We start from the raw sequence: 25067 nt of genomic DNA, 5'->3' as shown, positions 1-25067 counted from the left end.
ACTTATAAGCGCGTTTCAGCTTATATAGGCAAAAACCTAGAAATGTTGTGAAGACATAAGGTGCACATAGTGCAAAAAATTAAAAATAAGACGCCAACTACGTTGTTTTCTTGCTGTTTAATCTACACAGATGAAGACAACTGAATACCTTCAGTTTCATGATAAGGGGGCTGGCGGAGTTTGTCAAGTAGCTTTTTCGTTTCTATTCCCAATGTTATATGGTTATGCAAGAAGTCTAATTGGTATAACCATGCATGAATGCTATTTTCGGCAGAATCTCTTACAATGCTCAAAAGCAGAAAAACAAAAACTTGATTTTCGCAGCTAAATAGTGGACCATCAAAAGCACGCATAAATATCTACAATGAAAGAAAAAACTTTCACAATCATCGATGGCTATGGTTTTCTTTTCAGAGCTTACTATGTACTACCTCACTTAATTACCACAACAGGAATGCCAATAGGTGGTGTATATGGCTTTCTGAATATGGTTCTTAAGTACATTGCCCATTCGGACTACTTAACTATAGCACTTGATGCAGGAAAAAAGAATTTTAGGCACAATTTATATCCTGAATACAAAGCAAACAGAGTAACGCCTCCTGAGGATCTAATTCCACAGTTCACCATACTGAGGGAAGCGGTAGAAGCTTTTAACCTCAGCTATGAAGAAATTGAAGGTTATGAAGCAGATGACATAATCGCAACACTAGCTGCAAAATACGCCAACCACCAAGACTTTAAAGTGGTAGTCGTTTCATCAGATAAAGATTTATTTCAACTCTTGAACCACAATATTTTAATATTCGACCCCATTAAAAATATATATATAGATGAAAAACAAGTAATAGAAAAATTTGGTGTAAACTCACACAAGCTTCTTGATTTATTTTCTCTAACTGGTGATGCATCTGACAACATTCCAGGCGTTCCGGGAATAGGTCCGAAGACTGCAGCTAAATTACTAGATGAATTTGATTCATTGAATAATATTATAGAGAACATTGATAACATCGAGCAAACGAGGATTCGTAATATTCTTGCTGAACATAAGGAAAAAGCGCTAATTTCAAGAGAACTTTTATCACTATGCGAAAAAGTAGACCTTCAACATGATATTGCAAAATGTGAAGTTCGCCCTCCAAATATGGAAAAACTATTATCCTTTTTAAAGAAGTATGAATTCAATTCCTTAATAGGTAAAATAGAAAAGCTTTTTTCCTATAATGGATCTAGCACAAAAGAGAAAATAGAATATAGTAGTGAAGAGTTAGAGAAATTTTTGGAGCATTGTAGATATGAAGGCAAAATTGCAATTCATTACCACCTTGAAAACAATGTATTAAGTCTATCTTATAGCGAAAGTAATATTTTTTGTATAGAGCAAGATAGCATACAAAATGCACTCATTACAATCAACTCAACTTTACTCTCAAATGGGGTGCTTAAAATAATACATAACATTAAAGAGATGAGGAAAATCTTCCCTGCAGTGGAGAAGATGCTAGATTCAGTTGATGATTTGATGATAATGTCGTATAGCTTGGATACAGGAAAACATGATCACAGTATTCCAAACATAGTTGCGCATAATTTGAGTGAAAATGCAGAAATTTTCTCGGCAAAAACTTTAATAGCAATTCATGAAAAGCTAAAGCAAAGGTTATTTCAGGAAAAATTGTTCACAATTTACGAGCGCTTCGATAAGCCACTTATGAAAGTGATATTTAATATGGAGAAAAATGGAATATTGCTAAATATTCAAAAACTACAGGAGCTGTCCGATAAATTTCAGCAGGTAATTGCCGCGCTTGAAGATGAGATATATAACTTAGCAGAGGAAAGATTTAATATTGCGTCACCAAAACAATTAAGTGATGTTTTATTTAATAAAATGGGGCTTAATAAAAAGAAAAAGTCAAAATCTGGATCGTATAGCACCAATTATGAAGTTCTAGAGGCACTCGAAGAAGAAGGGGTAGAAATTGCAGGTAAAATTTTAAGTTGGCGACATTTAAGTAAATTGAAGAGTACCTACACTGATGCATTAATAAAACAGGTTGATCCGCTCGATGATAGAATACACACAAGCTTTTCAATAACTGCAACTGCAACTGGAAGGCTGAGCTCCAGCAATCCTAATTTACAGAATATTCCTATCAGAAGCGAAGAGGGAAATCTTATCAGACAAGCATTTATTGTGCCAAAAGGGTGCAAGATACCGTCTTGTGAGTCAATAAAAAAATTATTCAAACTGTACCGTAATCAAAAAATACTTCCAACCCACATCCTGTATAGCGTTATACACTAACCAACAACATTTAATAAATTTGTGTAAGGTACTATTCCACATAAGATGCGATAAGAGCATTTTTTGATTTTAAACTTCAGATACCATTTTGTTAATCAGCAAGAAAATTCAAGATTAACATTTAACTTCCTTTGTTGCTTTACACCATAGAATAAACTCATCCATCTCCATATTGAGTATTTGCTCAATTCCACCACCCGTGACAGAGCTGAGTGCAAGTACTTTCGATCTCAAGTTTTTTGTATAATCGGTGAAAAAAAATCCTTTAGCACTTCTTGTACTTTAGCATAGTCTGCAATATCCAACTCTTCTACAGTTTCCTTCGTAACCGATGTTAAATTTGCAGTTAGGGTGATTTCCTTACTCAAGTCACTACCATTTAAGCGTTCAATTGCCAAATAATCCCTAACTTTTGGACGCCTAATAGTTAGCTCTGCAACAGAAACCCCATCAACTGTTATTGGATTATTGAGTATTATTGTTTGCATAAGTTTACACTCCTAAAAAATAAAATTCTAAAGTCTTTTGTAATTAATATAGATTGGAAGCATTTTTTAATTTTAAAGTACTAAACCTTTATTCAACCTTCTAGCTCTGTAGTTCTTGATATGATCTGGGTCAAAAGCCTTTCTTGAACTTAAAACACCAAAGACTATATGAAGTAACTTACGCATTGCAGCACCAACTATAGACATAGCATGCTTGCCTTTTTCTTTTAATTTTTCGCAAAAAGTCATAACAATAGGATTGTGATTCTTAGCTACTATAGCAGGAAAATACATTGCCTTACGTAATGTTTGTAAACCGGTTTTACTTAATCTGGGCTTGGCATGTACAGATGAGCCTGATGTTATATTTCGTGGTATAGTTCCAGCGTATGCTGCCAATTGCCTGGCATTTATAAAGGCTTTTATATCAGGAATTTCAGCTAAAATAGCTATTGCTGATTCTTCTCCTATTCCTGGAATAGTTAATAGGAGTTGAAAGTCCTCCAACAAATCTTTGTGTTGTTTTAATAGTTCACGTATGGAGTTTTTTATTGTTTCTATTGATTGTTCTATGTGCATTGCAAGGCTTTCCCAAGCATTTACAACTTCTTCAGATAGTCTCTCTTTTTTTTCTAAATGATTATTTACTAATGTTAACTCATTTTTTAACGCATCTGAGCAACGATAAAGATGTTTTAATTTTTTCTTTTTAGGAGATGGTGGCATCCAACGGGAAGGTTCCTGTTTTTGACAATAATCTGCAATAATCTCTGCATCAATCTGATCATTTTTTTGTCGTGTAAGCTTACTTTTTGCATAAAATCTTATGCAAGCTGGGTTTACAACACTAACAAAATGTCCAGCATTGTATAGAAATTCAGCTAAAGCCTCGCTATAACAACCCGTGAATTCCATGCAAGCTTTTACTTCTTCTACATTATGTTTTTGTAGAAAGTTCAGCAAACCTTGAAACCCTGTATCATCGTTTTTAAACTTCCGTTTTCTAGTTTCACGTTTTCCTTTTTTACTTATAAATGAGAGAGAAACATCAAAGTGTTCTTTTGAAACATCTATACCTAAAAAGTTGTTGATCATATGTAACTCCATATACTACTATTAAAAATGAAAAGTAAGGCTTACCTTGTGAATACAGAATTAGAACCATTTAGGTCTTTCTATGATACCGTCCAGCCTGTACTTTTGAGAAGGGAACTCTTGTCTTGCTAACAGATTTTATATCTAAGATAATCTTCAAAGTTATTCCCTTCTCCACCTAATGCTTAAGCTTAAAACACCAGATGCTTTTTTCAAGATACAAGATAATCTCTGCTGACTATTCGCAAATAGAATTGAGGCTCCTGGCACACGTTGCAAACGTTGCAGCATTTAAAGAAGCTTTTGCAAACGGACAAGATATTCACGATATCACCGCTAGGCAAGTTTTTGGAGTGCAAGAAATAGATGAGCAATTAAGACGCAAAGCAAAATCCATTAATTTTGGAATTATATATGGAATCAGCCCGTTTGGCCTTGCAAAACGGCTTGGAATTACCATTGCGGAAGCTGCTGAATACATTAATTACTATTTTTCCTGTTACCCAGAAATAAAGGTCTATATGGAAAAAGCAGTGTCTATCGCAAGATTGCATGGTTATGTAGAAACTTTGTTTGGCAGGAGATGCTTTGTAAGAGACATAAACAATACAATTCCTTATGTAAGACAATTTGCAGAAAGGGCAGCAATAAATGCACCACTGCAAGGAACCGCTGCTGATATAATAAAACGTGCGACGATTCAGCTTTTTGATCAGCTGAAGATAGGTAAAATAATCCTCCAGGTTCACGATGAACTACTGGTTGAAGTAGAGGACGAAAAGGTGCAAGAAACAGCAAAACTTATGAAAGACGTAATGGAAAATGCAATAGAAATTTCTATACCACTTGAAGTAGAAATAAAAATTGGCGACAACTGGGCTCTTAATTATGACTTAAACATGGCGGATTCTAAGAGTATAGATTATTTGAATTAATATGAAAAATATGCTACAATTAAAGTATAGTAAATGTGAGTAACTCAGTTATGACAAAAATATTAACTCCACAAACAAAGAATTTGGAGCCTTCAAATCAGGTAACTAACAAAGATGAGAAAGTTTTTAAATTTAAAAACGAGGAGCACCAGTTAATCTATCGTGCTTTCCTAGATACTTTAGAAAATCCAGAAACTCTAGAAAATCTAAAAAAGCAAACGAAACAGGAAATAGAAAAGAAGGAACAGAAATTGAAAGAAGAACTTCCAGATCGAGAAAAACAAGAATTACAGGATGATCTGAAGTCATTAGATGAACGATTAGAGCGATTACAGAATGGAAATGAAAAGAAAATTTTTACTTTTATATCAAAAAATCATGAAGGTATATTCAATAATATTAATCAAGAAGATATAAAGTTACTAAGTGAAGAAAACTTTTGTCAGCTTTTACTTTCCGTATTTGAAAAAATTAGAGAAAAAAATTTAGCTAGTGAAGAGAATTTAAAGAATGACAAAATAAAGCAAGAAGTAGCTGAATGTGTAGCTGATATACGTGGTACAGAAGCTAAAGATTCATTCATAAAGCTTGCTGGGTGGCCGTTTGGAATAAAGATAGACCCAAAAAATATTTCCAGCTCTTTTATGAATGGGGTGAAAGAAAAAATACCATTCTTAGGTAAAGATAAAAAAGAAGAGGATGAACCACCACTCAGTGATGAAGAGATGGCAACAGCATTCTTACGTAAGATTTTTCTTCCTATTTCTTTTTCCATTGCTTCAATATTAATTTTTGGTCCTATTACACTCGCGATAGTTGCTGCCGTTATTGGTACAATATTCGCCATAAAAGGGGGAGTGGAGGTTCTTTTTTCAAATGACAAAAAAGGTACTTTATATAACCCTCATTCACGAGATGAAAAGAAAAAAGAAGGATGGGATGGGAAAATTCTTGATGGTATTAGTAAAATTTTAGGATCCAAAGTTAATGAAACTGGGCAGGGTAATCAACCTGCTGTAACAACTGAGGAGCAACTTACTCAAAAGAGTGAGCAGTCTACTGTGCTTGAACAAGTTACTTTAGATCAGCAAAAAACCACAGGGCAGCAACCAAGTAAGACTACCTGAGTTTGCCAATAAAGTGAGTTGTGTAAGAGGTCTACTATTATTCTATAACGCATACAACAGGAGTATGATCAGACGGGTTTTCTAGCTTACGCAATCTATCATCTATGTAGCATGTTTCCAATTTATCTACAGCTTGTGGCGATAGTAGCATATAATCTATTCGCATTCCTTGATTGTTTCTGAGTGAATTGCCTTGATAATGCCACCAAGTGAATTGTTGCAAATTGGGGTGGGATATTCTAAACGTGTCTTTAAACCCAAGATTCAAGATTGCTCTTAACTTCTCACGTTCTTTTATATGAAAGCACACTTGGCCATTCAATAAATTTGAATCAAAAACATCAATTTCATCCAGTGCAACATTATAATCGCCAGCTATAATAGTTAACTCTTCATTTTTCAACAAAGTGCTCATCCTTTCATATAGGTTATCAAAAAACTTGAGTTTATACTCAAACATATGAGAGTCTGGGCTTTGACCATTTGGAACGTATACACTTCCTACCCTTACCTTATGATTGGTGTGTTTTATCACACATTCTATATAACGTGCTTCTTGATGACTCTCTACAACATCAATTTTTAATTTTTCCAGTATCGGATATTTAGATAAAACACAAACGCCATTTCTTGCAACTTGTCCATAGATAGCATATTCATATCCTAACTTTTCTATCTCTACATAAGGAAATTGCTCTTCCGTACATTTTATCTCTTGCAGCAAAACTATATCTATCTGACTGTCAACTATAAAACTACAAAGTTGGTTAACTCTTTTACGTATGGAGTTTACATTCCAAGTTGCAATCTTTAGCATCAACAATCCTTATTAATTATATCAATTAAACTCTCCCCAGTAGGCAACCTCGATGTTATAATTTTTTTCCATTTGATTAACCTTAAACTATCAGCAATGTTTTTACTCATGGTATATGCAACTGTATTATTCATCACATGAGATAGCCCACTTTTTAGAACTAATGAACAAAATACCCTTGCTGTCTGTGAGGAAAAAAAAGCAACACTATCAATTTTACCATCCAACAGTAAATTTTTACACCTATTAGTTAGACTCCTTTTTATAATTGTTTTATAGAGTACAACTTCTCTTACATTAAAATCTTCTTCAGATAATCTCTTTTTTAGGTCACATGATACTTCTTGTCCCCTTATATACAAGAACTTTATTGCGTTTGAATAATGAGCTTTTATGAATGATATCAGACCATCAACGTTGCTGTCTGCTGAGATTATATCAGAAAATCCCAAATTTTTTGCAGCCTGCATGGTTGAATTACCAACTGTAATAATCGGAAAGTCATCCTCTTTGCATATTTGACTAAAAGCCTTTACACTGTTTTTACTTGTAGATATCACAACGTCAAATTCGTACGCAGATATATCAGGATTTAAGTACTTTATTGTGAATACTGGTTCTATAAAAACTTTGTATCCATACTTTCTCAATATATTTCTTGTATTGAACGAATCCAATAAAGGCCTCGTTAATAAAATAGACTTCATTCTGATTTATTTCACTACTAGTAAAATAGTACCCTTTATACACAAATTACTGAATAAAAATTTTTATTTTGATGGCTTGAGCAACTATTCAAGTAATTGATGTTGAAATAAGGATACTCAGTCCCCTATTTACCACTAAGCTTTAAATTCACTTATACTTTTCTAATGCTAATTACATTGAACTCTGTTGAATCATTCCATTTACCTGGAGTTATATTGAATACTAATTCTCTCTCATCTAAAGATAAAGTTCCATTATCTATCTTATAGTTATTTGTATAACACTGTTCGATTCTGCTATCTTCTATCCTCTCTTCTATTTGTAAAGATTTTGGATTAAGCATTATATCTTTATGTACGTTTCCATCGGAACGTATATATGTATATAAGTTTTTGAATACCAAATTCTCATATGCATCACGTTCTACTACATATGTACTAAGATCTGTAAGATCTCGATTATCCGTATTATATTCAGATATTACATAATAAGCATTATCCTCAAAAAAATCTGGGTGACTGTTTAAAAAATCCATATACTAACCTCTTTTATTATTAAACTATTAATATTATAGCTAATATTCCTATACAAGTCAAATAAGTTAACTTGTTGACACTTAAACTGCTTTTACAGATGGAGAGAGGGTATCAGTAGGTTTTTCTGCCTGTGGTTTGCTGATCAAAGTCCGAACGATATTAACTGCCATAAAGGTACAGCCTAGAATAAAAAAGGCAGTAGAAACAAAAGGAATGATAGGAGATTCGAGAGGCAATATAGATGCAATTCCTCCTATTAAAAACGAAACGTTAGATGTAATATCAAGACAGATCTTTGTTAGTTTTTTTTGTCCTGCTACACCAAGTTGCTTCTGTAGGAAATGATCCTTTAATGACCATATATTTAAAGCAAACGAAAGTACACTTAATATAGTGCCGGCAATACTAAAATACAGACTTAAGACAGGAATACTAAAGGCTAATGCTGCTATATATCCAATAAAAGAAGCAGTAGATAGTGTAGTAACTAAGCGTTTCGAGTAAGTTCGTACCTTCTTTCTGTAGGCTAACTTATCTTTTTCACCATACATAGCATAAATATTACCTAATACGTTATATTGTAGCATTAACTAATTCAACAAGCAATATGGAAGCTAAGAGTGCCCGAGAGAAGACTTGAACTTCCACAACTTAAAAAGTTACTAGCACCTGAAGCTAGCGCGTCTACCAATTCCGCCACCCGGGCTTTTTATAGTTTACTATGTTAAAGTTAAATAATATACTTAAACAATTTTTAGTTCAAAGGTAATGCCAAATCTAGATCAAATATTTTTCGCTCAAAACAATGTTAATATTAATAACGTATATAAAATAGTCAATAACGCTTTGAGCAATAGCGATGGTGGTGAGCTGTTTCTAGAATTTTGCCAGTCGGAGTCCCTAGTTTTTGATGACAATATATTAAAACACGTGGATTTGAATACCAGAAGGGGATTTGGTTTAAGGTCTTTTTGTGAGGATAGTACATCTTTCGTTTGTTCTTCTGAGATTAGCGAAAAAGAAATTAGTAATGCTGCTTCTATGGTAAAAAGCTCAGTGTCTTTAAACAAGACAAATTCAATAAATTTAAACGAAGAGACAAAAAGCCTATATTCGAGGATTAACCCTACAAATGAAATGGATCTGAATTCAAAGATTAAACTACTCAATGAGGTTAATGAGTATGTAAGGTCCAAAAATAACTGCGTGAAGCAAGTAAAAATAACTCTAAGTGGAGAATGGCAAGTCGTACAAATAATAAAGGGTGATCACAGATTAAGCGATATCAGGCCTCTGGTACGTTTTAATGTGCTAGTCATTGTAGAAAAGGATGGCCGTACCGAGAGAGGCTCCGCAGGACACGGTGGAAGGGATTCTTATAGTAAGTTTATTTCTGAGAAAAAGTGGAAAGAAGTTGCAAACCAGGCTTTGGAACAAGCACTGGTAAATCTTGAAGCAATTCCAACTCCAGCCGGAGAAATGACAGTTATTCTAGGTCCGGGCTGGCCGGGAGTATTGTTGCATGAAGCTGTGGGTCATGGACTCGAAGGCGATTTTAATCGTAAAGGAGTCTCAGCATTTTCAAATTCTATTGGTAAACAAGTAGCAGCTAGTGGCATCACAGTAGTTGATGATGGAACTCTGCCTAATTTGCGTGGTTCTATTAGCATAGATGATGAAGGTACTCCACCCAGTTATAATGTGTTGATAGAGGATGGAATTCTCAAAGGCTACATGCAGGATCATATGAATGCTAAACTCATGGGTGTGAATCCAACTGGTAATGGTAGAAGAGAAAGTTATAAAGAAGTTACTATGCCGCGCATGACAAACACCTATATGTTACCAGGGAAACATACGCCGGAAGAAATAATATCTAGCGTAAAGAAAGGTCTGTATGCAGTAAATTTCGGTGGTGGGCAAGTTGATATAACGTCAGGGAAATTTGTTTTTTCATCTTCAGAAGCTTACTTAATAGAAAATGGTAAAATTACACAGCCAGTCAAAGGAGCAACACTAATTGGTGATGGGCCAACAGTGCTAAAAAAAGTATCCATGGTTGGCAACGACTTAAAGTTGGACCCCGGTGTTGGCACATGCTCAAAAGATGGACAAAATGTGCCCATTGGAGTTGGTCAACCAACACTCAAAGTCGACGCAATAACTGTTGGTGGAACTGAGATATAGATAAGGGCTAAAACGGGTTCCAGCGCATGACGAACAATTGTACAAACATTGTAGCCGTTATTCAAGTAGCCCGCAGAAACGAAAAAACTTACTTGACAAACTTCGCCAGCCTCCTTATTACGACAATAAGGGTATTTATGACTCAAAACTTGTTTTTGACCTGCAGGCTCAATGACAAAATTCAGTAAAAAACTCAGGGTATTTATTGGCGGATTACATAAAATTATAGCGGCTGCATGTCTTTTTTATTTTTTCTACATTCAGCCAAATCGCGCTTATTTTAAGCGTTAGCACATTATTACAGCGCCACTTACAGTAATATAGAGTCAAAACTCGCACCACGGGGCTTCTTTTGCCTTTTTTTCGTTTGGTAAATTTCTTAATGTTTGTAGCTAAAGCAATTTAAGAGACCGAAAATGGTGTCATTCCAGCGCGTGACGCTGGAATCTAGTCTTTATTATGCAGCCACTTATTTAAAGTTAAGTTTTCTGGATCCAAGTAGTCAAGCTACTCGGATGACACCTTGACGATTTGAAGAATCGTCATCCCGCTACGTGTTAGCGGGATCTATGCTAAGAGATACCGCGAATGAATCGCGGTATGACGATCTGCGGCAGTATGACGGTTCGCGGCGGCATGACGTAGGATTGCTGTCATCCCGCTGCTTGTTAGCGGGATCTATGCTAAGAGATACCGCGAATGAATCGCGGTATGACGGTCTGCGGCAGTATGACGGTTCGCGGCGGCATGACGTAGGATTGCTGTCATCCCGCTATGTGTTAGCGGCTGAGATACCGCGAATTAATCACGGTATGACGCAGAGCTCGCGTTAGCTATACTTTTATACTCCAACTCAGTATCCAATCTGGATCCAAGTAGTCAAGCTACTTGGATGACATCTTTCTTCCTGGTATAAATTACTTTTATATCTCAATGTTCATACAGCTATGCACGTTGCCGCATAGTGGATGAGGTGTATTACCTCTAAGAGTATGATTTTTACATAATAATATAATATTCTGTTCATAAATCAATGTTTCAACGTACAACAAGAACATTTTCATTGTGATTAAGATTTCTAGTATGTATATTAATAAATCTTGTTCTCAACTAAGTAATGAAAGTAATAATTGTTATAATAATGTTATTGTGTAGCAGTTACACAATGGCAAGCGAGCGAATAAGTCTAGTGGATAAAAAACTATCTCAAGGATATGTAGCTCCAGTGCTTACAGAAGATAGCGTTATTTTATCAGACAAGCACGGCGCTTTATATTCCTTTGATATTGATAACTCAAAGGCTATGAATTGGAAATTACACCTCTCACGTAGGAAAAAAATTGGTAACATGAGCCTATCGCATTATGAAAAAAATGTTTTCTTTATAGTGGATAACACTTTACACGCAATAGATGCAAAAACTGGCAAGATTGAGTGGGAAAAAGAATTGAGAGCTCCAGTAAGAGGGAAAGCAGCAGTAATAAATAATAAATTGGTAGTATTGACTATTGATAATTATCTGTACGTGTTTGATATAAAAGATGGCAGCTCCGTTTGGGCTTATCAAAACGGTATCAATGAGGTTCGAGGTTTGTATTCCATATCGCCAACAATTTCTAACGATAAAATAATAGCACCATTTTCAAATGGTGAGTTAATAGCTTTTAATGAAGACGGTAAAAAATTGTGGAGCCAAAAATTGGCTACAAACCTTTTGGATACACAGCTCACAGATGTAACTACTACACCGAGAGTGCTTGGCGATACTTTAATAGCTACAAACAATTCTTATATTTATGGTATTGACGTGAAATCAGGAAATATTTTGTGGTCAAAGTCACTGCAAGTAAAAAGTGTATCAGACATTGAGTCGTATTATAGTCCTCTTATTCCTGCAGAGAAACAAAAAGAAGGCGGAAGAATTTTTATAGTAACTGAAGATAATAAAATAATCGGCCTGGATATAAAAAATGGAGAAACAGTCTGGGCATCTGATTTAATAGAAAATACGCAATTGTTTGCTCCAATTGTGCATGCCCATACACTGTGGGTGACAAGCAATAAAGGTTCAATGCTTGCTTTTCCTGGATCTGAAAGTGCAGGAAAGGTAATCAAAGTACCTGGTAATGTGTTTCACACTCCAGTGTTTACTCACGATAAAATATATGTAACAACTGAGGGAAATGGTGTTTATTCTTTAGAAAATAGGTTTGTTCTTTATGATTGATTATGACCTGATTGTTATAGGTGGTGGTCCAGGCGGTTATAAGTGTGCTATCGCTGCTGCAAAACTTGGATTGAAAGTTGCCTGCATAGATAAAAATAGCATTTTTGGTGGTACATGCTTGCGAGTTGGGTGCATACCTTCCAAAGCACTACTTCATTCTTCCTATCAGTATGCTCACACGAAAAATGATCTGTCGAAGCTTGGCATAAAAATTAAGGATGCAAGTTTCGATTTAAAAGAAATGCTAGGCTATAAGGACGCCAGAGTTCAGGAACTTGGAAAAGGTATAGAATATCTGTTTAACCTTCACAAAATCACTAAAATCAATGGACTTGGGAAAATTACTTCTTTTGACCAAGGTAATCTTGAAGTTTCAGTTGAAGATAAGGTGCTGAAGACAAAAAATATAGTAATTGCAACCGGTTCTGACGTTATTTCTTTGCCAGGAATTAATATCGATGAGAAAAGTATTATTTCATCAACTGGTGCATTGTCTTTAACTGAAGTACCAAAAAAACTTGTCGTAATCGGAGCCGGGGCAATAGGGCTTGAAATGTCTTCTGTATGGAGGAGGCTAGGGTCTGAAGTCACTGTAGTAGAATTTTTTGACAGAATCGCTGCAGCAATGGATGGAGAATTAAGTAAGTCTCTACTTTCTAGTCTACAAAAACAAGGAATAAAATTTTTACTTAGCACTAAAGTTGAGGGAATAAAACAAAGTAGTAACTCTTTGAGTGTGAAAGTTTGCTCTGTAAAAGATAATCAAACAAACACTATAGAGGCGGATAAGGTATTGGTGGCAGCAGGACGCAAACCATGTACTGATGGTCTTGGTATTGATGAAAAAATAGAAAAAGATAATCGCGGTTTCGTTCAAGTTAACAACAGATATGAAACTAATGTGAAAGGAATATTTGCTATTGGTGATGTGATTGGTGGAGCAATGCTTGCTCATAAAGCAGAGGAAGAAGGAGTGGCAGTTGCAGAGATAATAGCAGGACAGTCACCTCACGTTGATTATGAAATTATACCATCTGTCATTTACACTCACCCTGCGGTTTCTTCGATCGGTAAAGCCGAAGAGGAACTCAAAAATGCTGGCTATAAGTACAAAGTTGGTAAATGTCAATTTGCTGCAAACGGCAGAGCAAAAATCACTGATGATGCTGAAGGATTCGTGAAAGTGTTGACTTGTAGCAGAGCAGATACAATACTAGGTGTGCATATCATAGGAGCATACGCTGATACGCTAATCAACGAAGCAGCGGTTGCAATGGCATATGGCGCAGCAGCAGAGGATATATACAGAATTTGTCACTCTCATCCTGATATAAATGAAGCCTTTCGAGATGCGTGCATCGATGCTTTCTTTAAAAAATAATTGTGGACCTCGGTTCAATCATTGAAAAATGGTATGAGTGGCTGAGGTGCAACAGATCTTATTCACCAAACACTTTAGAGTCATACATGAGGGACTTGAAGGATCTTATAAGTTTCCTAAATACTCACATTGGTGGAGAAGTAAATGTTGGTACTCTGAAAAATTTAAGTATACCTGAGTTAAGAAGTTGGCTTACCTCTCGTTATGCAAGAGGTGTGAATGCAAGATCTAACGCTCGAGCACTCTCAGTAATCAGAAATTTCTTCAAGTACATAAAAAACAACTACAATATAGACAATGAAGCTGTATTTTCCTTATCAAGGCCAATTCAGAGAAGAACTCTGCCCAAAGCATTATCAATACCTGATATAAAAACTTTGGTGAAAGAAATGAAATTATCTGACTTGAGCGAACCTTGGGTGGTAAAAAGAGAAATTGCAATTATCGTCCTGCTATATGGTACAGGCTTAAGAATCAGTGAAGCGTTGAACCTTAGGGTTAGTGATATTAACAATGAAAGTTTAATAGTAACAGGTAAGGGAGATAAACAAAGGCAGGTATTCATTCTTCCGGTAGTAAAAAAATGTATACAGGAATATGTAAAAGCCTGTCCTTATCTTGGCATTAATGATGAAACACAATATCTTTTTTTGGGAGTAAGAGGAAAAAAATTGGGAAGAACTTATGTGGCCAATCGTTTGCAGAAAATAAGGAGAATGTTAAATTTACCAGAAATTTTATCTCCACATGCATTTCGTCATAGTTTTGCTACTCATTTGCTTCAGGAAGATATTGACATAAGATCAATACAACAACTGCTTGGTCATTCGAGTCTTGAGACCACTCAAGTTTACACTCACCTCAATTATCAAGATGTTTTTAACATGTACAAAAATTTTCAGCAGGGCCTGGAGAAGAAATCAAAACCCTTGTAACTTGAGGATTGTCGGTGGTACCACCAGGTCCTATATCTCGTTCATCCGCTTTACATAAATAATATCCTACTAAAAAAAGGACCAGTGCAACTGCTGTAAGACAAGCACCTATTACTAGATAATCGTATAAAATTGCTAAACCTACACAACCAGTCAATGCTCCAGATAATATAAAAAATGCATAAGCATAGTTGCTTTGTTTTTTACCAGGAGAAATTGCTTGTGAGGATTTTTCGTTTTTATTACTCAGACTTTTAGTACGGAGCCGTCTATTTTCTGATGAAAGCCTATCTCTTTCTTCCCTTACTTGTTTCAAATCTCTTTCTAATTGTGAAATTTTGCTAGTTTCGCTCGTTTTTTCACGCACAACCTTATCCAGCTTTTGCTCTGTTTCTGCAAGTTGAGCTTTTATCTTTTCAAGTTCATCTACAAGTTTTTGTGCAAACTCCTCAAAACCTGCTGGTATATTATTCGTATTTGCTACAGGTTGCTCTGCACTTGTAGGGAATTTTTCATTTAGATAATTTCTGATACGTTCAATACTTTCAAATGCAGCAGTAACAATTGCACGATTTATGAAACAATTATCCTCTACCAATTCTTTTACATCACCTAAATCTTTTCTATTAATAGCATCAGTTAATCGCTCTGTAATAGCTTGTTCAATTATTTTCTTCAACCGTGAATTTTGCTCTATAGCTCGTATTGGCTTTATTTGACTAAAATCTAGGTCTTTATGTTTTAAAAGTTTAGTCAATACTTCTTCGTTTTCTTGTGTTATTCCTTGTAAACATGATTTGATAATTAAGCTAAGTGGTGTTTTGATTCTTCCATCTTGGGTTCTTTTCCAGCAATTAGGATTAAGCTCTTGATTTAATAGTCTTTTCGCTTGGTAAATGTTTCCGATAGAAAGAGCATCTAATAATTCTTTTCCTTTTCGTGCTTTTTGTAGTTCTGTTATCAAATACTCAGCACGATTTTGTTTAGCACATCCATTAGGATTTTGCTGTTCTTTATTGACTAGATAAGTTTTTATGTCTGGGTGACTGAGCAAGAGTTGTAAAGCTTCCCTTTGTTGAAAGCACATTGCTAGATGTAAAGCTGTATTGTCATTACCTTTTTCACAAATATTAACATCTATTCTCTGGTGCAGTAGAAGTAACCTAATCATATTCTGATATTCTTTTTCTGCTTCAGAGCCTGCAGACAAATTAGTAACTATGGACACCAAAGGTGTCATGCCTTCTTTATCAAACGCATTAACATTCGCATCTTCTGTCAGAGCTTGTTTAAAAGCTTCTAGATTTCCATTATCAATAGCCTTAAATAACTTTTGTGTTGATTCACTTAGCTGTCTTGAAGTTGTCGGATTTCGAGCTTGCGATGCCGTGTTATCACCACCTCCATAAGCTCCATAATATGTTACACCGTTTCTATAAGGCATACTAAACCCTCTTTATTAATGATTTACTAATATAATTATGTAAAAAAAAAGGAAAATTGCAAGCGATTTATCTATAGCTAACCCAAGAAAGGTTTTCCTACGTCATACCGCCGCGGTATCTCAGCATAGATTCCGCTAACAAGTAGCGGAATGACGAATTTTTGTTTTTAAAATTATCGATGAACTTAAGTCACTTTAGCTGTAAAATCCTAATTCTGAGTTAATTAACTACGACTCTAAAAACTTCTCTGCATCAAGTGCAGCCATGCACCCTGTTCCTGCTGCAACTACTGCCTGGCGATATACCTTATCTTGTACATCACCTGCAGCAAATACTCCTGCTTTACTAGTTAAAGTTGTTCCAGGTTTTGTAATTATATAACCCTGCTCATCCATTTCAACAAAGCCTTTAAAAATACCCGTATTTGGTGCATGCCCAATTGCAATAAACACTCCATCGACTTTCAATTCTGTTGATTTAACTATAATACCAGTAACTTTTTTCGGATTTTCTTCTCCAAGAATCTGCTCTACGGTATGGTTCCACATTACTTTTATTTTATCATTTTTAAAGAGCCTATCTTGCATTACCTTTTCCGCTCTCAATTTATCACGCCTGTGTATTAATATCACTTCTTTGGCAAATCGAGTTAAAAATATTGCTTCTTCAACAGCGGTATTTCCACCACCAATCACGGCTACAACTTTATTCCTAAAAAATGCACCATCACAAGTTGCACAAGCCGAAACTCCGTAACCTTGAAATTCCTTTTCACTCTTGAGACCAAGCCACTTCGCTTGCGCACCAGATGCAATTATAATTGCATCTGAATAGTAGTCATTAGTATTACCAGAAGATCTAAACCTATACTCATTAGAATCCTCAAGTTGTTCAACGCTTTTTATCTCATCATCTATTATTTTTGCTCCAACCTGTTCTGCATGCAACCTCATTTGCTCCATTAGTTCTGGACCCTGTATTGAAACAAAACCAGGATAGTTTTCAACATCTGTAGTAATTGTAAGCTGACCACCAGGCTGCATTCCCGTTACTACAATTGGCTCTAAGTTTGCACGTGCTGCATATATAGCAGCAGCATAACCCGCTGCTCCAGATCCAATAATAAGAACTTTTGTACTAAATCTATAATTCTTCACTGTATGAGTTTAGATAATCAGCTACTCCTTCATCGCTTGCCTGCATTGCTGGCTTACCTTTTTTCCACCCTGCTGGACATACTTCACCATGCTCCTCATTATGTTTAATTGCATCAATGATTCTAACGAATTCATCGATATTACGCCCTAAAGGGAAATCATTTATCGATTGATGACGTACAATAAATTTATCATCAATAACGAAAGTTGCTCTCAGCGCAATTGAGTCATCATATAAGACCCCATAGTCTCTTGATATAGACTTTTTGATATCAGACACTAAAGTGTAGCTAACCTCTCCAATACCACCATCATTAACTGGAGTGTTTCGCCATTTATAATGTGAAAATTTTGAATCTACACTTATTCCTATCACTTCAATACCACGCTTTGCAAACTCATTTATTCTATTATTGAGCGATATCAATTCAGTTGGGCAAACAAAAGTAAAATCAAGTGGATAGAAAAAAAGGACAGCATACTTATTTTTTATGTGCTTACTCAGACAGAAATCATCAACAATTTCTCCGCCGGAGAGAACAGCTGAAGCAGTAAAATCGATAGCAGATTTTGTTACAAGATTCATAATTAACCTATTCTTTTAAAACAACTCTAATTTTACACTTGATGAACTTATATGCAAGTTTTCTTTAGTTTTAGCCCTATAAAAACTTCCTAAAATAGCTCTTCTTTTTTACCGATAAGATACAATCCAGATTGGACACTGAGTTGGTGAGTATAAAATTCTACGTCATTCCACCATGAACCGTCATACCGCCGCGGTATCTCTTAGCATAGATCCCACTAACATGTAGCGGGATCCAGGATTTTGATTGGGTTGGTAAGCATAAAAGTATAGCTTCTACGTCATACCGTGATTTATTCACGGTATCTCACATAGATCCCGCTAACAAGCAGCGGGATGACGGTTGTCAGGCTAGTACCTTCTCCTGTCATCCCAGTGCGTGACACTGGGATGGCTTTGTTGCATAGCAACCGAAAAAATCTGGTGGCTACTGACAAAATTCATTATAAATAACCATTTAACTGTTGAAGAAAAAATATGCCACAGAAAATGAAAGTCAGTAACCAAAACGAATATAACAAATTCCTTGAAAAAAGGGGAAATATTTTTCGTTACATCGATGAAGCTATCGAAAATTGGTATGAAAATAGTCCAAAAATGCAGGGCGGCAACTATATTTACAGTGATAAAGTCGTAATTTTGGTGCATATAATTGTCAATCTTTTTAGAATTGGGTTAAGACAAACGGTGGGGTTTATAAAAGGATATCTGCAACAAATAGGAAAAAATTTGGCAGTTATCAGCTATTCACAAGCATCAAGAAGGTTTAAAAAACTTAATATTAAGATAAATGATTGCAGGGTTGATAAAAGCAACATGGAAAATATTGAAATTATCATAGATAGCACAAGTATCAGCATTTACAGTAACACTCCTGGCCACAGTAAGGAAAACAGTGCAGATAGAAAGTACCGAAGCTACGAGCAAGTAAGAAAGTTACATGTTATGTTAAGTGTGAATAGTAAAAAAGCTATAGCTGCAAGATACAGTAATGGCGTCTACTCTGACCACTATGGAGCTTGCGATTTGCTTGAAGAAGTTAATTTTCAGCACAAAATAAAAGCATTATATGCAGATAGGGCATACGATAGGCACAAACTTTATAAATTGTGTAAGAAATACGATATAAAGACAAAAGTTCTACCAAAAAAGGATGCAGCAGAACATTCAAAAATAGATTATATGTCTGACAGGAATGCTGCTATTAGGTTAATAAAATTATATGGACAAGATGGTGTAAAAGAGTGGAAAAAGGAAGCAATTTATGGAAAGAGATCTTACATAGAAGGATTTTTCTCAAGGTTGAAGCAAGTATTTGGATTTAGCTTTAGGAATAAATCTGAAGTAAATCGTGAAAAAGAATTACTAATTAAGTGCTATTTGCTCAACAAATTCACTGATATTGGTATGGCTAAATTTGAAATCATTACATAAATTTGTCGTAAACCATCACTGCTTAAGGTGCTATGCAACAAAGCCATCCCAGTGTCACGCACTGGGATGACAAAAAAAGGAGTACTGGAATGACAGCAGTCCTACGTCATACCGCGATTCATTCGCGGTATCTCAGCCGCTAACTGTTCTCCCTCGTCATACCGTCACGGTATCTCTAGATCCCGCTAACAAGCAGCGGGATGACGATTGTCGTTTAGCTACAAACGTTAAGAAATTTACTAAACGAAAAAAAAGGCAAAAGAAGCCCTGGTCATTGTCTATTTTCTGTATTGGCGTTTTTTTAAGTCTTAAACACTGCAATTTAGCTGCTTTTAAGTGCAACTCACCTTAGTTCAAATGTTTAAGAAATTTACTAAGCAGAAAAAAAGGCAAAAGAAACCCCGTGGTAATTAGTGTTCACTCTCTAATCCTGCAAATTGGCGTACTATACTGTCTTAAACGACTTATAAGCGCGTTTCAGCTTGTGTGGGTAAAAACCCAGAAATGTTGTGAAGACATAAGGTGCACATAGTGCAAAAAATTAAAAATAAGACGCCAACTACGTTGTTTTTTTGCTGTTTAATCTGCACAGATGAAGATAACTGAATACCTTCAGTTTCATGATAAGGGGGCTGGCGGAGTTTGTCAAGTAAGTTTTGCATTTCTGTGAGCTACCTGCTAACCGACAGCTAACATTAACTACCAATATCGTATCTGAAGAAGCCCCCTGGCCATTCTAAAAAATTTAATGCTGAGTACACCTTACTTTTGGCTTCCTCTATAGTGCTCCCTTCTGCTACTATATTTAGCACTCTTCCGCCATCTGAAACCCAATTACCACTCTCATCTAATTTAGTACCAGCGTGAAATACCAATATACCAGGAATGCTTTCAATTTTATCTAATCCCTTAATTACTTCTCCCTTTTGATAATCACCCGGATAGCCTTTACTTGCAACAACTACACAAACTGTAGATTTGTTGTTAAGTTCCACCATTTTGACATTTAACTTTCCTTCTGCAACTGACAACATCAATTTTAACAAATCGCAATTTGAATCAAATCTAGGTAATATAGATTGCGTTTCTGGATCACCGAATCTAACGTTATACTCGAGAAGTTTTGGGCCATCTCTGCAAATCATTAAACCAGCAAAGAGTACTCCCTTATAAGGCGTACCCATGTTAACCAATGCTTGAGCTGTAGGGTATATTATTTTTTGGATGATTTTTTGCTCCATGTCCTTACTTATAATTGAAGGTGATGAGTACGATCCCATACCCCCAGTATTTTGGCCTTCATTATTTTCATTCACTCTCTTATAATCTTTTGCGCACCCAAGAGTTACTACTTTCAACCCATCAACAAGAGCAAAAAAGCTTACTTCTTCTCCAATTAAAAATTCTTCTATGATTATTTCTTCACCTGATTCACCAAATTCTTTCTCCACTAGCATTGAATCTATTGCTGAAAAAGCTTCGTTTTCTGCGCAACATATCATCACGCCTTTCCCTGCCGCAATTCCATTTGCTTTCACTACAAGTGGAAACTTTATTTTATTGCTACGTACAAAATCTTTAGCTAATCCTTCATCAACAAAACACTCGTACTTGGCAGTTGGTATGCCATATCGCTTGCATAGTCCTTTGGTGAAAGACTTTGATCCCTCAAGTTTTGCAGTTGCTTGACTCGGAGCAAAAACATTTATTCCCTCTGCAACTAAATCATCAGCAAGCCCATCAATTATTGGTTGTTCTGGACCAATAACAACCAACTCTATATTTTCTCTCTTGCAAAATTGTGTAACATCCACTGAATTTTGAATATTTACATCCACAAGAGTCCCAAGATCTTTCATAGCTTGGCGACCAGGAGTTACATATAACTCAGTCAAGATAGGAGATTTTTTTAGAGCCCAAAGTAGAGCGTGCTCACGTCCACCAGAACCTATAACCAGAACCTTCATCTTTATTTCCTCGCTTTTCTATATGTCAAAATTATTATTTGCTTATAACAGTATCATTACTCATGTATTTTTGCAACACGTTTGGTATTGCAATCGACCCGTCAGAATTTTGATGATTCTCCATTATGGCAACAATCGTTCTTCCTATAGCTAAAGCTGAGCCGTTTAAAGTGTGAACATATTTTTTTATCTTTTTATCAGTTTCTGAAGAGTATTTAGCGTTCATCCTTCTTGCTTGAAATGCACCACAATTTGAGCAGCTTGATATTTCTCTATATTTATTTTGCTCAGGTAACCATACCTCTATGTCATAAGTCCTTTGTGCAGCAAAACCCATATCACCACTACACAGTAGCATTACTCTATACGGTAATTCTAGTTTTTTTAATATCTCTTCAACAACATTCGTCATGCGCTCAAGTTCATCATTTGATTGGTCTTCAGTTGTAATACTCACCAACTCCACTTTACCAAATTGGTGTTGCCTTATCATGCCTCTCGTGTCTCGCCCTGCGCTGCCTGCTTCTTTACGAAAACACTCTGAATACGCAGTAAAACGAATAGGCAGTTCTTTTTCCTCTACTATTTTATCAGCAACCAAATTTGTTAAAAACACTTCACTTGTGGGAATCAACCTCAATTCGTCGGTAGTTAAATACGAATCGTCAGAAAATTTCGGTAGCTGACCAACATTGTACATAGCTTCGTTTTTCACCAAAGCTGGGTGGTACACCTCAGTATAGCCAAATTCATTAACATGCATTTCAAGCATAAAATTTATTAGCGCTCGTCCAAGCTTAGCTAACTGTCCTTTTAATATCGCAAATCTTGATCCGGAAATTTTCGCCGCTTGTTCGAAGTCCATTAAACCTAATTTTTCTCCGAGTTCATAATGAGATTCTGGTACAAAATCAAACTGTCTTTTTCCTCCATATCTTCTCACCTCTAAATTAGAGTTCTCATCTGCGCCTATTGGCACATCTTGCGCAGGAATATTCGGCAAGTTAGATAAAACATTCACTAACTTATCCTTTTCTGCTTGTTCCTTTAAGCTAATTGCCTCTATCTCATTCGTGATGTCTTTTGACAACTCTATTTGCTCTTCACAAGGGCTCTTGCTCATTTTAAGCTTCTTTATTTCCTCTGTGATTTCATTGCGCTGCCTATTTAAATCTTGCAATTTAGTGGTTAATGACCTTTTCTCGTGATCAATTTCTAATACCTCTTTTGCAGTAAACTCTCTTATCCCCCTGCTTTTCATTGCCTTTTCAAATCCTTCAGGGTTTTTGCGTATATATTCTATATCGTGCATATATTGTGCTATTACTAACATTATTACTGTACTTCAAAAGCTCTTAATATTCAATATTTTCTCATACTACTAAAATTATTATGGTTGATTTTTTTGTTAGAATTTGTTAAAATTTAATTAACTTAGCGTTCATAGGATATAGTATGTCGGGCATCATAAAAAAATATAATCAATTTAAAGAGAGCACTTACTTTGCTGGTGGAAAATTCGTTATCTACGCTACTTGTGTATGCCTAGCAGCCACATTTGCTGTTGGCTATTTGGGGTTGATAATAGGATTCCCTCTATTGACCTTTCCACTTGCTATGCTCATCTCTAACCCCATAGTTTGGGTTTTAATGGGAATAATTCTTACAGTAGCATACAAAATGGTTGTTGAACCTTTATTTTACTTAGCAAAGAACTATATTAATGGAAAAGGAGCAGGTCAAGGTGAGCAAAAAACTCAAGATGGAGATAATGGTATTGTACCAGGCAGTGAACCCGATTCAAGGAACAGTAGTCGTAGAAGCTCTTTGGGTAGTGGTTTGGGTGGTAAAGAGTTTCATGAAAATTTGGACACTCTTGTGCATCAAACAAATAGAAAGAATTACGCTTACTGGTTGCAGCAACATGATATTGCTAATATTGCAAGAATTAAATATAAGTATTCAGAAGGTTTTACGGATGGTGTATTCTTCTGTATTCCTGGTAATCTTGAAACCTTGAGTGAAAGGTTGGGAGAATATAAAAATAAAGCAGGACGAGAGAGTTCGAAAAGGATATTTACTTCAGTTATTAATTTGGGTGGTAATCATTGGGTAACGCTAGTTGTTGCATACAACTCGGATAATAAACAATTTAGAGCTTATTATTGTGATTCTTTTAGTGCTGATTTACCAAGTCCTGGTAGTCAACGTAAGAAAATAGAACTTGCAAATGCAATTAAAGAATTGGTTACACCTCTTACTGATCAAGCTAGTGAGTTGAATGCGCAAGGAAAAAAAGAAATGAGTAAAGATGTCAAAGAGACAGCACAAACGTGTCGGAACAAGAAAAATGAATTAATTAATGTCCCAATAAATACTGATAATATAGTGAGCGCACTGGAAGCAGTTTTGGAAATAGAGAACTGTAATATAAGAAGCTCCGGAGCCAAACAACAAAGCGATGGACATAATTGTGGAATATTTGCATTGGAAAACGCTCATAGGATTACGCAAATGCTCAACGAAGGTAAATCATTTGATGAAATTGACGCAGAGTTATCGGAATACAAGCCTAATCCAGAACAATTGCAAAAGAAAAGAAGAGAGTTTACAAAAGCGCTTATGGAAGATGAAAAATGGAAGGAAGATCTAGAAAACGGGCTTTTATGCGATCTTCCACCAGGAACGGACACCTCTCTTACCTCAAGGGTGCAGAATACAGCTCAGTTTGCTATATAGTTTACAATGAAGGATTACCATTAACCTTATGCCCCTCCAAATAGGAAGTTTGACGATTGATTCTTCAGTTATTTTAGCTCCAATGTCAGGGGTAACTGATTATCCGTTTAGAAGTATTGTAAAGAAGCTAGGTGCAAGTTTGTTAGTTTCAGAGATGATTGCAAGCAGAGCTATGATTATGCAAACTCGTCAGAGTCTGCAAAAAGCAAAAGTCGATGAATTAACTGCTGTGCAGCTTGCTGGATGCGAGCCGGATGTAATGGCAGAGGCTGCAAAGCTCAACGAGGATATGGGTGCAAAAATAATAGATATAAATTTCGGTTGTCCTGTTAAAAAAGTTGTAAACGGTTATGCAGGATCAGCGCTAATGCGTGATGAGAAAAAAGCCGCTGAGATAATTGAGGCCGTGGTCAAAGCAGTGAATGTGCCAGTTACGGTGAAAATGCGCACTGGATGGAACGATGAAAATCGCAATGCACCGAGGCTTGCGAAAATTGCCGAAGACTTAGGAGCAAAAATGATCACTGTGCATGGAAGAACGAGGGCACAGCTCTATAACGGCCAAGCAGATTGGAAATTCGTTAGAAATGTTAAGGAGCAAGTGAAAATTCCAGTTATAGTAAATGGCGATATTAAAAATTTAAATGATATTCAGAATGCTCTCAAAGAATCTGGAGCAGACGGAGTGATGATAGGTCGTGGTGCCTACGGTAAACCTTGGCTGATTAATCAAGCAATGAACTTTCTCAGTGGAAGTGAAACTTCTGAGCCAACAGCTTCAGAGAGATTAAGCATCATACTCGAGCATTACGACAATATTCTTGAGTACTATGGAAATAACACAGGAATAAAGATGGCCCGCAAACACATAGGTTGGTACAGTAGCGGGCTTCAAAGCTCATCTGAATTTCGCATGAGAGTAAATAACATGACAGATAGCACAGAAGTGAAAGAAAATATTATTGGCTTTTTTGGTCAAGAGACACACTAGC

The 25067-nt window shown here is 35.9% G+C and carries 22 protein-coding genes, 1 tRNA gene and 2 pseudogenes; 11 read left to right on the top strand and 14 right to left on the bottom strand.

From position 1 onward, the window contains the following. Positions 1–364: 364 nt before the first annotated feature. Positions 365–2233, top strand: a pseudogene (locus OOK92_RS00545) (DNA polymerase); the annotation flags it as partial. Between the two features lie 308 nt (positions 2234–2541). Here the strand turns inward: OOK92_RS00545 and OOK92_RS00540 are convergent. Together OOK92_RS00540 and OOK92_RS00535 are read right to left on the bottom strand one after the other, a co-directional pair. Then, positions 2542–2799, bottom strand: coding sequence for a phage tail assembly protein (locus OOK92_RS00540; RefSeq protein WP_264735355.1), 258 nt, complete (start codon positions 2797–2799; stop codon positions 2542–2544). A 72-nt stretch (positions 2800–2871) separates the two neighbouring features. Beyond that, positions 2872–3894 (bottom strand): IS110 family RNA-guided transposase, encoded by a 1023-nt coding sequence (locus OOK92_RS00535; protein ID WP_264735356.1) that lies wholly within the window; start codon positions 3892–3894, stop codon positions 2872–2874. A 221-nt stretch (positions 3895–4115) separates the two neighbouring features. Between OOK92_RS00535 and OOK92_RS00530 the strand changes: the two are divergent. Both OOK92_RS00530 and OOK92_RS00525 read left to right on the top strand, forming a co-directional pair. Then, positions 4116–4829: pseudogene (locus OOK92_RS00530) on the top strand (DNA polymerase); the annotation flags it as partial. A 59-nt stretch (positions 4830–4888) separates the two neighbouring features. Continuing rightward, entirely contained in the window at positions 4889–5956 is a 1068-nt protein-coding gene (locus OOK92_RS00525; protein WP_406722715.1) for a hypothetical protein, read from the top strand. Positions 5957–5993: 37 nt separating this feature from the next. Here OOK92_RS00525 and OOK92_RS00520 read toward each other — a convergent pair whose 3' ends face one another. The 5 genes from OOK92_RS00520 to OOK92_RS00500 form a co-directional block, all read right to left on the bottom strand. Further along, on the bottom strand, positions 5994–6773 hold the full coding sequence (locus OOK92_RS00520; RefSeq protein ID WP_264328846.1) for an exodeoxyribonuclease III: 780 nt from the start codon (positions 6771–6773) through the stop codon (positions 5994–5996). Next, positions 6773–7480, bottom strand: coding sequence for a uroporphyrinogen-III synthase (locus OOK92_RS00515; protein WP_264687969.1), 708 nt, complete (start codon positions 7478–7480; stop codon positions 6773–6775). Before OOK92_RS00515 ends, OOK92_RS00520 begins: the two co-directional genes overlap by 1 nt. Positions 7481–7632: 152 nt before the next feature. Then, complete coding sequence (locus tag OOK92_RS00510) at positions 7633–8016, bottom strand: hypothetical protein (RefSeq protein ID WP_253309343.1); 384 nt, start codon at positions 8014–8016, stop codon at positions 7633–7635. A gap of 81 nt (positions 8017–8097) precedes the next feature. After that, on the bottom strand, positions 8098–8568 hold the full coding sequence (locus OOK92_RS00505) for a hypothetical protein (protein ID WP_264736421.1): 471 nt from the start codon (positions 8566–8568) through the stop codon (positions 8098–8100). A 70-nt stretch (positions 8569–8638) separates the two neighbouring features. Continuing rightward, positions 8639–8723: transfer RNA gene (locus OOK92_RS00500), tRNA-Leu, on the bottom strand. Between the two features lie 62 nt (positions 8724–8785). Between OOK92_RS00500 and tldD the strand changes: the two genes are divergently transcribed. From tldD to OOK92_RS00475, 5 genes are all read left to right on the top strand, one after another. Further along, positions 8786–10204, top strand: coding sequence for a metalloprotease TldD (gene tldD, locus OOK92_RS00495; protein ID WP_264735915.1), 1419 nt, complete (start codon positions 8786–8788; stop codon positions 10202–10204). Between the two features lie 569 nt (positions 10205–10773). Further along, positions 10774–11037, top strand: coding sequence for a hypothetical protein (locus OOK92_RS00490; protein ID WP_264735914.1), 264 nt, complete (start codon positions 10774–10776; stop codon positions 11035–11037). A gap of 284 nt (positions 11038–11321) precedes the next feature. Next, positions 11322–12431 (top strand): outer membrane protein assembly factor BamB family protein, encoded by a 1110-nt coding sequence (locus OOK92_RS00485; RefSeq protein WP_253309341.1) that lies wholly within the window; start codon positions 11322–11324, stop codon positions 12429–12431. Beyond that, positions 12424–13812 carry a dihydrolipoyl dehydrogenase gene (gene lpdA / locus OOK92_RS00480; RefSeq protein WP_264735912.1) on the top strand — a complete coding sequence of 463 codons (1389 nt, stop codon included), beginning with the start codon at positions 12424–12426 and terminating at the stop codon, positions 13810–13812. The genes OOK92_RS00485 and lpdA overlap by 8 nt, the downstream gene beginning before the upstream one ends. A gap of 2 nt (positions 13813–13814) precedes the next feature. Continuing rightward, positions 13815–14747, top strand: coding sequence for a tyrosine recombinase XerC (locus OOK92_RS00475; protein WP_264735911.1), 933 nt, complete (start codon positions 13815–13817; stop codon positions 14745–14747). Here the strand turns inward: OOK92_RS00475 and OOK92_RS00470 are convergent. The 4 genes from OOK92_RS00470 to OOK92_RS00455 form a co-directional block, all read right to left on the bottom strand. Next, the gene (locus OOK92_RS00470; RefSeq protein WP_264735910.1) at positions 14692–16191 is read right to left on the bottom strand and encodes an ankyrin repeat domain-containing protein; all 1500 of its coding nucleotides are present in this window, start codon (positions 16189–16191) and stop codon (positions 14692–14694) included. The two genes, OOK92_RS00475 and OOK92_RS00470, sit on opposite strands and share 56 nt — an antisense overlap. Positions 16192–16419: 228 nt before the next feature. After that, a complete protein-coding gene (gene trxB, locus OOK92_RS00465; RefSeq protein ID WP_264735909.1) occupies positions 16420–17349 on the bottom strand; it encodes a thioredoxin-disulfide reductase in 930 nt (309 codons plus the stop codon). Continuing rightward, the gene (locus tag OOK92_RS00460; protein ID WP_264735908.1) at positions 17336–17935 is read right to left on the bottom strand and encodes a peroxiredoxin; all 600 of its coding nucleotides are present in this window, start codon (positions 17933–17935) and stop codon (positions 17336–17338) included. Before OOK92_RS00460 ends, trxB begins: the two co-directional genes overlap by 14 nt. A gap of 160 nt (positions 17936–18095) precedes the next feature. After that, complete coding sequence (locus OOK92_RS00455) at positions 18096–18236, bottom strand: hypothetical protein (RefSeq protein WP_264735907.1); 141 nt, start codon at positions 18234–18236, stop codon at positions 18096–18098. A 176-nt stretch (positions 18237–18412) separates the two neighbouring features. Between OOK92_RS00455 and OOK92_RS00450 the strand changes: the two genes are divergently transcribed. Continuing rightward, complete coding sequence (locus tag OOK92_RS00450) at positions 18413–19369, top strand: IS5 family transposase (protein ID WP_264735368.1); 957 nt, start codon at positions 18413–18415, stop codon at positions 19367–19369. A 156-nt stretch (positions 19370–19525) separates the two neighbouring features. Here the strand turns inward: OOK92_RS00450 and OOK92_RS00445 are convergent, their stop codons facing one another. The 3 genes from OOK92_RS00445 to serS all read right to left on the bottom strand — a co-directional run bounded on the left by OOK92_RS00445 (position 19526) and on the right by serS (position 22648). Continuing rightward, positions 19526–19690, bottom strand: a complete 165-nt coding sequence (locus OOK92_RS00445; protein ID WP_264735906.1) for a hypothetical protein — start codon at positions 19688–19690, stop codon at positions 19526–19528. A 374-nt stretch (positions 19691–20064) separates the two neighbouring features. Then, positions 20065–21336, bottom strand: a complete 1272-nt coding sequence (gene purD / locus OOK92_RS00440; protein ID WP_253307305.1) for a phosphoribosylamine--glycine ligase — start codon at positions 21334–21336, stop codon at positions 20065–20067. Positions 21337–21370: 34 nt separating this feature from the next. Further along, positions 21371–22648, bottom strand: a complete 1278-nt coding sequence (gene serS, locus OOK92_RS00435; protein WP_264736420.1) for a serine--tRNA ligase — start codon at positions 22646–22648, stop codon at positions 21371–21373. Positions 22649–22791: 143 nt separating this feature from the next. Here serS and OOK92_RS00430 point away from each other — a divergent pair, with 143 nt between their 5' ends. Together OOK92_RS00430 and dusB are read left to right on the top strand one after the other, a co-directional pair. Further along, positions 22792–24075 carry a hypothetical protein gene (locus OOK92_RS00430; protein ID WP_264735905.1) on the top strand — a complete coding sequence of 428 codons (1284 nt, stop codon included), beginning with the start codon at positions 22792–22794 and terminating at the stop codon, positions 24073–24075. Between the two features lie 28 nt (positions 24076–24103). Beyond that, positions 24104–25066, top strand: coding sequence for a tRNA dihydrouridine synthase DusB (gene dusB, locus OOK92_RS00425; RefSeq protein WP_264735904.1), 963 nt, complete (start codon positions 24104–24106; stop codon positions 25064–25066). Position 25067: the final 1 nt, after the last annotated feature.

Origin of the sequence: Wolbachia endosymbiont (group A) of Rhinocyllus conicus, from assembly GCF_947250775.1 — a bacterium.
GTDB lineage: Bacteria > Pseudomonadota > Alphaproteobacteria > Rickettsiales > Anaplasmataceae > Wolbachia.
The sequence above is the reverse complement of the archived record's forward strand: the minus strand, read 5'-3'. Positions and strand labels throughout refer to the sequence as shown.